At 41.0% G+C, this 9,246-nt stretch carries 7 protein-coding genes and 1 pseudogene; 5 read left to right on the top strand and 3 right to left on the bottom strand.

Annotation, left to right across the window (positions count from 1 at the left end; translation table 11 throughout):
* Positions 1 to 455: pseudogene (locus POD11_RS08995) on the top strand (KGG domain-containing protein); the annotation flags it as partial.
* A 61-nt stretch (positions 456 to 516) separates the two neighbouring features.
* Here POD11_RS08995 and POD11_RS08990 read toward each other — a convergent pair.
* Positions 517 to 750: a hypothetical protein gene (locus POD11_RS08990; protein ID WP_002114518.1), complete on the bottom strand. Its 234-nt coding sequence runs from the start codon at positions 748 to 750 to the stop codon at positions 517 to 519.
* A gap of 286 nt (positions 751 to 1,036) precedes the next feature.
* Here POD11_RS08990 and POD11_RS08985 point away from each other — a divergent pair, with 286 nt between their 5' ends.
* The gene (locus tag POD11_RS08985; protein ID WP_016141356.1) at positions 1,037 to 1,648 is read left to right on the top strand and encodes a LexA family protein; all 612 of its coding nucleotides are present in this window, start codon (positions 1,037 to 1,039) and stop codon (positions 1,646 to 1,648) included.
* A 73-nt stretch (positions 1,649 to 1,721) separates the two neighbouring features.
* Here POD11_RS08985 and POD11_RS08980 read toward each other — a convergent pair whose 3' ends face one another.
* A complete protein-coding gene (locus tag POD11_RS08980; protein ID WP_262456991.1) occupies positions 1,722 to 2,333 on the bottom strand; it encodes a LysE family translocator in 612 nt (203 codons plus the stop codon).
* Between the two features lie 157 nt (positions 2,334 to 2,490).
* On the opposite strand from POD11_RS08980, the gene POD11_RS08975 reads away from it, so the two are divergent.
* Complete coding sequence (locus tag POD11_RS08975) at positions 2,491 to 2,946, top strand: Lrp/AsnC family transcriptional regulator (protein WP_000376211.1); 456 nt, start codon at positions 2,491 to 2,493, stop codon at positions 2,944 to 2,946.
* 57 nt (positions 2,947 to 3,003) lie between these two features.
* Here the strand turns inward: POD11_RS08975 and POD11_RS08970 are convergent, their stop codons facing one another.
* Positions 3,004 to 4,620, bottom strand: coding sequence for a purine-cytosine permease family protein (locus tag POD11_RS08970; protein WP_262456990.1), 1,617 nt, complete (start codon positions 4,618 to 4,620; stop codon positions 3,004 to 3,006).
* A gap of 204 nt (positions 4,621 to 4,824) precedes the next feature.
* On the opposite strand from POD11_RS08970, the gene POD11_RS08965 reads away from it, so the two are divergent.
* Both POD11_RS08965 and POD11_RS08960 read left to right on the top strand, forming a co-directional pair.
* Positions 4,825 to 8,280 (top strand): hybrid sensor histidine kinase/response regulator, encoded by a 3,456-nt coding sequence (locus POD11_RS08965; RefSeq protein ID WP_262456989.1) that lies wholly within the window; start codon positions 4,825 to 4,827, stop codon positions 8,278 to 8,280.
* Entirely contained in the window at positions 8,277 to 9,236 is a 960-nt protein-coding gene (locus POD11_RS08960) for a response regulator transcription factor (protein WP_262456988.1), read from the top strand. Before POD11_RS08965 ends, POD11_RS08960 begins: the two co-directional genes overlap by 4 nt.
* Positions 9,237 to 9,246 lie beyond the last annotated feature (10 nt).

Below are 9,246 nucleotides of genomic sequence, written 5' to 3'. Positions count from 1 at the left end.
ACGACGACGATGATGATCGCGGTGGCCGTTCAGGCGGACGAGGCCGTGGCCGCAGCCGTGATGACGACGACGATGATGATCGCGGTGGCCGTTCAGGCGGACGAGGCCGTGGCCGCAGCCGTGATGACGACGATGATGATGACGATCGCGGTGGCCGTTCAGGTGGCCGAGGCCGAGGTCGCAGCCGTGATGATGACGACGATGATCGCGGTGGCCGCTCAGGCGGACGAGGTCGTGGTCGCAGCCGTGATGACGACGATGATGATGATCGCGGTGGCCGTTCAGGTGGTCGAGGTCGTGGCCGCAGCCGTGATGACGACGACGATGATGATCGCGGTGGTCGTTCAGGCGGACGAGGTCGTGGTCGCAGCCGTGATGACGACGATGATTATGATGGCCGTGGTCAAAACTCTCGGAACCAAAAACGTGATGCCTACGGACGTTTTACGTCTTAAGCAAAAGGTTTAACAACAAAGGAGGCTTTTGCCTCCTTTGTTGTTAGCTTACTTACTGTATTTACTGAGGGAGAGGTTGTAGGCCTTTTACAATATCAAGATATTCAGACCCGTTTAACCAAAAAGATTTTTTTAAGAATAGTGTCGTCATAATACTTTCGGCTGCTTCGCTATCTGGATTTTCACAGAATAATCCATAGCTTTCACCTAAAACCGCATCATTTTCAATGAGACGGATATAATAAGCATGTTGCTCATTTGCATAACCTAAAACCGCATCACGTTGATTTTTCATTTCGCATGTCTCCATACCAAAAACTGAATTTAACCAGAATGTTAAGTGTTCAGAATCTCATTTGATAAAAATCAAAAAACAGTCAGCGATAAAGACTATTTCAAAATAGGTTTTGATTTTCTTCAAATTGCCATTTCGCTCAAAACATCCCTGTTAAAAACAAAATGGATTAAAATCTGATCATGAGATTTATTGTTATGCAAAAAAAATATTTCGTCAACTTGAAAATGTAACTTTTTCAAGTTACATTGTTTGTGTAGGTTTGAACGGTGATAAGGGAGGCGATATGCCCAAGAAAAAAGAGTTCGAGCATGGTGGTGCACGAGAAAATGCCGGACGTAAAGCACAGTTCAATGAACCAACCAAAGTTATTCGTGTTCCCGAGTCCCAAGTTAACTTTATCAAAAATTGGTTACTGAATAATGTCAAAACCAATAACTTGACCGACTTTAACTCAAAACTTAACGTTCAACCAGTGCATCCGAATAACGATAAAATTTATCACATTCCTTTGGCAACAGAACGTGTTGCAGCAGGTTTTCCTTCACCTGCACAAGATGATATTGAGCAAGCACTCGATTTAAATGAATATTTAATTAGAAATGAAAATGCCACGTTTATTGTCAAAGCTAATTCTTTATCAATGTTAGATGCCGGAATTGATATCAATGATCCGCTTATTGTGGATCGTAGTATTCCCGCTAAATCGGGTGATATTGTGATTGCACTCATCGACAATGATTTCACCGTTAAGCGCTTAATGATTGATACACAATTTCAGCCACCTAAAGTCTGGCTAAAAGCAGAAAATCCTGATTATCAAAATATTTATATTGAAGAGGGGCAAGAACTGGTGATTTGGGGAGTCGTGACGTATAACCTTAAACGAATGAGATAAATTTTTTTCTTATATTTTATTATTCAAGTTACTGAACCGAAAAGTGAGTCAGTAACTTTTTGCTAAATTATTTTTAAATTTGCCCAATCAATAAACACGTTGCGATAACGACCATCAAACCACCTGAAAAACGGCCGACTAATTGTGCTGCTTGTGGTCTGGTTTTTAAAATAGCCTCTGAACCATAACCCACCATGAAGTAAATAATCGCGCAGCTAATCATGTGTACAACACCAAAGGCAAGAATTTGTGTCGTCACTGACCATGAAGCAGTGGTGTCAATAAATTGAGGAAGCAGGGCTAAAAAGAGCAAAAAAACTTTCGGGTTTAAGCCACTCACATAAACGCCTTTAGTTGCCCAACTTAACCATGACTGCGCTTTTTCAGAATCGGACTGATTCGGGGTAGGAGGGGTAATGAGTAAATTTATTCCCATCCATAATAAATAAGCAGAACCCGCCACCGTCAGAATCATGAGGGCAGTTGGATGATTTGCTATAAGCAAACCAACACCAGCCGCTACCAATAAAATCGTAATAAAGTGCCCAAATAGCATACCTGCAACGGCGGGTACGACGACTTTGCCTTTAATTCCTGCCGAAATAGCATAGGCCCAGTCTGCCCCTGGCGTAATAATAAAAAGAATAGAGACGCTCCAAAATGCAATAAAAATATTAAAAGCCATATGCTTATCTCGGCAAATTATTTTTCCAAAGGTTTCGCTCGTGGTTTAGAAAAAATTCCTATTCATTCGAACTTGTTGAAAATAATATGCTCATGTATTTAGAATGTGCTTTTAAATGTTTGCTCATATCACACGCATTTGGGGTGAATTTTTCTAAATGGATCGCACAGATAAAAAGATTCTTGCTGAATTGCAATTAAATGGCCGATTATCTATTACTGAGTTGGCAGAAAAAGTCGGTTTGAGCATTTCACCTTGTCACAGACGGGTGAAGGCTTTAGAAGAGTCGGGAGCGATAAAAGGCTATCGGGCAGAGCTCGACCCAAACTTAGTGGGATTTGAATTTTCAGCGATTGTTTTTATTACGCTTAAAGAAGGTGATAAACAGGCAGTCGAAAAGTTTGAAAATGCCGTAATTGATATCCCGCAAATTATTCAGGCCCAGCGCTTGTTTGGTGAGCCAGATTATTTATTACATGTGGTCGCTAAAGATTTACCGGCTTTTCAGCGTTTGTATGATGAAAAATTATCTGCTATTCCAAGTGTGCAACGACTCATCTCAACCATTGTGATGAAAGATGTAGTGCCTGAGCGATTATTTCCGATTGGCTAAGAATTATCAGATATAAAAAAAGAAGCTTAAAAGCTTCTTTTTTAGTTTTGAAAGTATTTAAGCATCTAGTGTTTTACACAAAGAACAGATCGTACCGTTATGTTTGTGAGAGAACATAATATCTGGGCGCTCGTAACCTTGCTCACATACGCGGCAGTGGTAAACCGTTGCAACTGGTGTACCTTCAGCATCGTAACGTGGTTCTTTAATACCGTCATCATGTGACTTAATGTAGTATTTTCCTTTAGTTAATAAACCCATGATTGGCGTTAATACAAAAGCAAGTACAAGTGCGATAAGCGGTGAGTAAGGCGCCAAGAAGCTGCCTAGTAAACCGAAGAATGCTGCAATTGATAAGCCTGCTGATACAAGGAATGCAACCATACCGACAGGGTTTACGTTGTAAAGCATGTCACGGCGATATTCTGGCTCTTTCGGTGAAAGTTTTAAAACATATTTGTTGATTGAAATGTCTGTTGCGACAACCACAACCCAAGCAATCGCAAAGTTTGAATAGAACCCTAAGATTTTACCCAATACCGCAAACATGTTGCCCTCCATCAAAGCAAGCGCAATTGCCAAGTTCACCATCACAAAGACAATACGACCCGGATAATGTTTGCTAATACGGGTGTAGGCACTTGTCCAAGCAAGAGAACCTGAGTAAGCATTGGTCACATTAATTTTAATTTGAGAAATAACCACCAAAATCACTGCCAGTGTCAAAGCAGCCCAACCCGGAAGCATGTCATGAAATGCTGCATTAAACTGTTGAACAGGTTCAGTGCTGTTTACGCCCGGTATTTTAGTAAGTAAATAGAACCCTAAAAATGCCCCAATAATTTGTTTAATTGCACCTAAAATCACCCAACCTGGACCCGCTGAAATAACGGCTGCCCACCATGCTTTGCTATTTTCTTTTGTTTTCGCAGGCATGAAACGTAAGTAATCAATTTGCTCACCGATTTGCATAATTAGCGATAAACAAATACCAGCACCAAGCATAATCGCTGCCATGTCTACAGTTGCAAAACCTTCTTTACCTGTAAAAGTAGCAAATTGGCTGACTAAGGTAGGTTCTTGATAAATCAGATAGGCAACCGGACCAATCATTAGAACGAGCCAAAGTGGAGTGGTCCAGACTTGTAATTTACTTAAAGCTTTCATGCCGTAAATGACGAGTGGAATGACCATAACAGTTGAGATGAGATAACCTGCCCAAAGTGGAATACCTAAACCGAGCAATAACCCTTGCGCCATGATTGAACCTTCAAGCGCAAAGAAAATAAATGTGAAACTGGCGAAAATGATGCTAGTGAGGACTGATCCGATATAACCGAAACCTGCACCGCGGGTAATTAAGTCAAGATCGATGTTATAACGCGCTGCGTAGTAGGCTAAAGGAATGCCGGTTAAGAAGATAATAATCGCTGCAAATAAAATGGAGAAAACAGCGTTGGTTGTTCCATAAGACATACCAATACTGGCGCCAATAGAAAAGTCAGCAAGATAGGCAATACCACCAAGTGCAGTAATAGCAACAACTTTGGGACTCCAGCGTCGAAAGCTGTGTGGAGCATAACGTAAAGTATAATCTTCTAAGGTTTCATTCACTGCTTTTTGTGAATCTGTACCTTGCACAGTGTCCAGATTTGGATGTTCAGATACACTCATAACATCAATCTCCCAATCATTTTCGGTCAATCAACACAAATATTGATCATTGTTTTTTGATGTTTTTGAGTGTGTGATTTTTGGGAAAAATTGAAAATACGTTATTTTGCGTATATGTGCGTATTCGAGAAAATCGCCATGATAAATGACTTTTGGCATAAGGATTGCTGGGTTTAATACAGCCACCTGCCAAATACGAGTGTTATGTCAGATTCTTCACGCCCCCAACAAGCGCCACAACGTGTGATCAAAACACGCCGTGAATATAATATTTGGGTGGCAGATGAAAGTATTGAAGATTATGCGCTCCGCTATGCACCTACCTCGGTAAGAAAATGGTCACCTTGGACTGTGACCAACACCGCAATTTCGACCGTTAGTTTTCTGGCGATGGAAGCCATTGGGGCGACCATGCTTTGGCAGTATGGCTTTAGCAATGCAGTATGGGCAGCAATTGTCGTATGTACCATCATATTTTTAACCAGTTGGCCGATTAGTTACTACGCCGCAAAATATAATGTAGACGTTGATTTGCTTACTCGTGGTGCAGGTTTTGGCTACATTGGCTCGACCATTACATCTCTAATTTATGCCAGCTTTACCTTTATTCTGCTTGCGTTTGAAGCTGCAATTATGGCGATGGCACTTGAGCTTGCTTTAGGTATTCCACAAGTTATCGGGTACTTAATTTCTGCCTTAGTGATTTTGCCTTTAGTAGTCAAAGGCATTGGTTTTATTAATAAAGTTCAGGCAATCACTCAGCCAATCTGGCTATTATTGCTGTTATTACCGTGGTTTTTTGTACTTTGGAAACAGCCGCAAATTTTAAGCAGTAGTTTGCATTTTGTTGGGGCAGTTTCAAACTCAACCGATTTTAATCTGTATTACTTTGGTGCGGCGTGCACTCTTATTTTTTCATTTGTGATCCAAATTGGTGAGCAGGCCGACTATTTACGTTTTTTACCGCAAAAAGAAAAGAACAGAACTGCATGGCGTTTTGCCGTTTTTTTAGGTGGCCCATCTTGGATTATTTTCGGATTTCTAAAAGTTTTGATGGGCATGCTGCTGATGGTGTTGGCTTTTCAGCTGTTTATTCCTGTCTCTGAACTAGACAATCCGACTTATTTGTATTGGGTTGCCTATCAACAATTTATTCCAAATACTCAGCTTGCTTTAATTCTCACATTAGCACTGGTTTGCTTGGCGCAAATTAAAATTAATATGACCAATGCCTACGCTGGCTCATTGGCATGGTCAAACTTTTTTGCTCGTCTGACGCATAGCCATCCGGGGCGAATTGTCTGGCTTCTTTTTAACGTGTTTATTGCCATTGTTTTGATGGAAATGGGCATTAGCCATGCAGTTGAACGCATTTTGGGACTATATAGCAATATCGCTTTGGCATGGATTGGCGCTGTGGTTGCCGATTTAATTATCTGTAAGCCTTTAGGTTTAAGCCCAAAGGGAATTGAATTTCGCCGTGCTTATTTATATGACATTAATCCCGTAGGCGTGGGCGCTTTACTCATCGCTTCAGTGTTATCAATGCTGAGTTATTTGGGCTTTTTCGGACTGATGGCAAAAGGCTTGGCGAGTTTTATTGCTTTGGGGAGTGCGGTGTTATGTGTTCCTGTTATTGCTTACTTAACCAAAGGCAAATATTACATTGCACGCCAACCTGAAAAAATTCAGGCGACTTCGGTTGCTAACTGTGTGGTATGTGAAAGGGACTATGAACTCGCTGATATGGCGGGTTGCCCAGCCTATAACGGTACGATTTGCTCTTTATGCTGTTCACTTGAAGCCCGCTGCCACGATTTATGTAAACCTGATGCACGTTGGTCGGTACAGCTCAAAAAAGCCATTTGGCACTATTTACCAGAACGTTGGGCTAGCCGTTTAAATAGCAGGGTCAGTTTGTATTTATTACTGACTTTAGGGCTGTCGATCGTTTTGGCAGTGAGTTTAAGTCTGGTTTATATCCAAGAAAAAACCTATTTAGAAACGATTAATGCGGCAGCGGTTCCACAGCTCTTTACACTGTTTGTCAAAATTTACACCATTTTATTTTTATTAATGAGCGTTGCTGCATGGTGGTTAGTGTTAAACGACGAAAGCCGTCGTAATGCTGAAATCGAAACACATCAGCAAACGGCATTATTGTTTGATGAAATTGCTGCCCATGAAGTCACTTCAAAGCACCTGCAAGATGCCAGAATTTCAGCAGAGCGGGCAAATGATGCAAAAAGCCGTTATGTCATTGGCATTAGCCACGAACTAAGAACACCTCTAAATAGTATTTTGGGCTATAGCCAATTACTTCAGAAACAAGAGCAGCTTTCAGAACAAGGCAAAATGGCGCTCGGGGTGATTAGCCGTAGTGGGCAGCATCTGACTTCACTCATTGATGGTTTACTAGATTTAGCACGCATTGAAACAGGCAAGATTTCTTTAAATGTAGTGGATGTGCATTTCCCCAATTTTATAGAACAGATTATTCAAATGTTTCAGCCTCAGTTTGAACAGAAGAATTTGCAGTTTGTTTATGAAATTGGAGAGAACCTGCCGCACTATGTCCGTACCGACAAAAAACGCTTAGAACAAGTACTCATCAATTTACTAGGCAATGCTTTAAAGTTTACGACGAGCGGCACAATTACTTTGAAAGTTGAATATCGTTTTCAAACGGCTTATTTTGAAATTAGAGATACGGGCTGTGGTATTGCTGAGGCCGATTTAGAGCGAATCTTTAACCCGTTTGAACGGGGCAGTAATGTGGTTCAAGGCGGATTTACCGGAACAGGACTCGGACTACCCATTGTAAAATTATTAGTCGATTTACTCGGCGGACAGCTATCTGTGACTAGTCAGCTCAATCAGGGTTCACAGTTTAAGATTAAGTTTTATTTACCTTCAAAAGAAGTAGTTCATCCAATTTCAAATGTTTACGCCAACCAAATTACGGGTTATCAAGGCGAGCGAAAACGAATTTTGGTCGTCGATAATGAAGCGGTGGACCGAGGCTTAGTCGCTAATTTTCTAAAACCTTTAGGATTTATTATTGAAGAAGCCGAGTCGGGCATTGACTGTTTAAGACGTGTACCTATTTTCCAGCCTAACCTGATTTTGATGGATTTGAATATGCCTTTGATGGGCGGCTGGGAAACAGCACGATTATTGCGTCAGAATAATATTACCAATGTGCCGATCTTAATTATTTCGGCCAATGCAGGCGAGCGCGAAGTCAATCCACAAGATGCTGTCTTAAGTGAAGACTTTATGCTAAAACCAATCGATCTCAATTTGTTGCTGAGTAAAATTGGAGACAAGTTAGGCTTGGTGTGGATTGATTCCAAGACAGAAACACTCCTTGAAAATAATAAAGTTCAAGCACTTGATATAAACGTGTTTAAGCAGGAGCAATTCACTGTTCATATACCAATCCAACAACCAGAAAATAATGATCTGCTTGATTTACCGCAAAGCTTGCAGCAATTAAATGATTTGATTGGGCAGGGTTACATTCGAGGAATTCAACAGGCTTTAACGCAATGCCGTCAAAATTTTCCGGAGCATAACGAGTTATGGGAACAGCTTGAACAGGCTATTCAAAAATTTGATTTAAAACACGCCCAACGATTAATTCAGGATAAGCAATGAGTACGCAACATGTTTCTTTTCAGCAAGCTTCACCAAACGAGCAGGCTGTTATTCTGATTGTGGATGATGTGCCGGAAAATCTGGGCTTGTTACATGAAAGTCTAGATCAAGCTGGTTATCGCGTGCTTGTCACAACCGATGGGTTAAGTGCTATTGAAATAGCACATCGATGCTTACCGGATATGATTTTGCTTGATGGCAATATGCCACATATGGATGGTTTTGAAAGTTGTATACAGCTTAAAGCGAGTCCAATTACGCAGTTTATTCCCGTCATTTTTATGACAGGCTTGTCGGAAACAGAACATATAGTGCGTGGTTTTCAGGTGGGTGGGGTGGACTATGTGACCAAGCCTCTGAATATTGAAGAAGTACTGGCAAGAGTGAAAACGCATTTGGCACATGCCAAACTATTGCAACAACAAAAACAGGTGATTGATGCAACGGAAACAGCCATTCTCGCGCTAGATGTTCACGGTAAAATTGTTTGGAAAACTCAAAAAGCTAGTGATCTACTAAATCAATATTTACCTGAATTAGACGGTTTTGAAGCAGGCTTAAAAGCTTGGTTTTCAGACTTGGAAAATGAAAAAGACCCCAAAAAATTAACCAGCTGTTCTTATTCGACACCATCTCAGCAATTACAGCTTTTATTGCTCACGCCGTGGGAGACTAATCCAAGTGTGGCAAAAAACTATCTGATACAGATTAAGACTTCTACACCTGCCTTAGAAATGGCTGATATTTTGAAATATTGTCCGCAGTTGACTCAACGTGAGGCAGAAGTCATGCACTGGTTGTTGTTGGGGAAAACCAATAAAGATATTGCAGAAATTTTGGAGCTGAGCCCAAGGACGGTAAACAAGCATTTAGAGCATATTTTTGAAAAACTTTGCGTTGAAAACCGAACTGCTGCCGTGGCGCACATTAATAGTTTGGTGCAAGAATTTCATTAAGTTAATTGAA

It is taken from the genome of Acinetobacter sp. P1(2023) (assembly GCF_028367635.1).
GTDB lineage: Bacteria > Pseudomonadota > Gammaproteobacteria > Pseudomonadales > Moraxellaceae > Acinetobacter > Acinetobacter pittii_E.
This window is presented reverse-complemented; position numbering and strand designations above follow the sequence as displayed.

What these genes read in the sequence shown, in the direction of transcription:
- POD11_RS08990 (WP_002114518.1), bottom strand. Translation starts at nt 750, where the DNA reads ATGAAAAATCAACGTGATGCGGTTTTAGGTTATGCAAATGAGCAACAT.
- POD11_RS08985 (WP_016141356.1), top strand. Translation starts at nt 1,037, where the DNA reads ATGCCCAAGAAAAAAGAGTTCGAGCATGGTGGTGCACGAGAAAATGCC.
- POD11_RS08980 (WP_262456991.1), bottom strand. Translation starts at nt 2,333, where the DNA reads ATGGCTTTTAATATTTTTATTGCATTTTGGAGCGTCTCTATTCTTTTT.
- POD11_RS08975 (WP_000376211.1), top strand. Translation starts at nt 2,491, where the DNA reads ATGGATCGCACAGATAAAAAGATTCTTGCTGAATTGCAATTAAATGGC.
- POD11_RS08970 (WP_262456990.1), bottom strand. Translation starts at nt 4,620, where the DNA reads ATGAGTGTATCTGAACATCCAAATCTGGACACTGTGCAAGGTACAGAT.
- POD11_RS08965 (WP_262456989.1), top strand. Translation starts at nt 4,825, where the DNA reads ATGTCAGATTCTTCACGCCCCCAACAAGCGCCACAACGTGTGATCAAA.
- POD11_RS08960 (WP_262456988.1), top strand. Translation starts at nt 8,277, where the DNA reads ATGAGTACGCAACATGTTTCTTTTCAGCAAGCTTCACCAAACGAGCAG.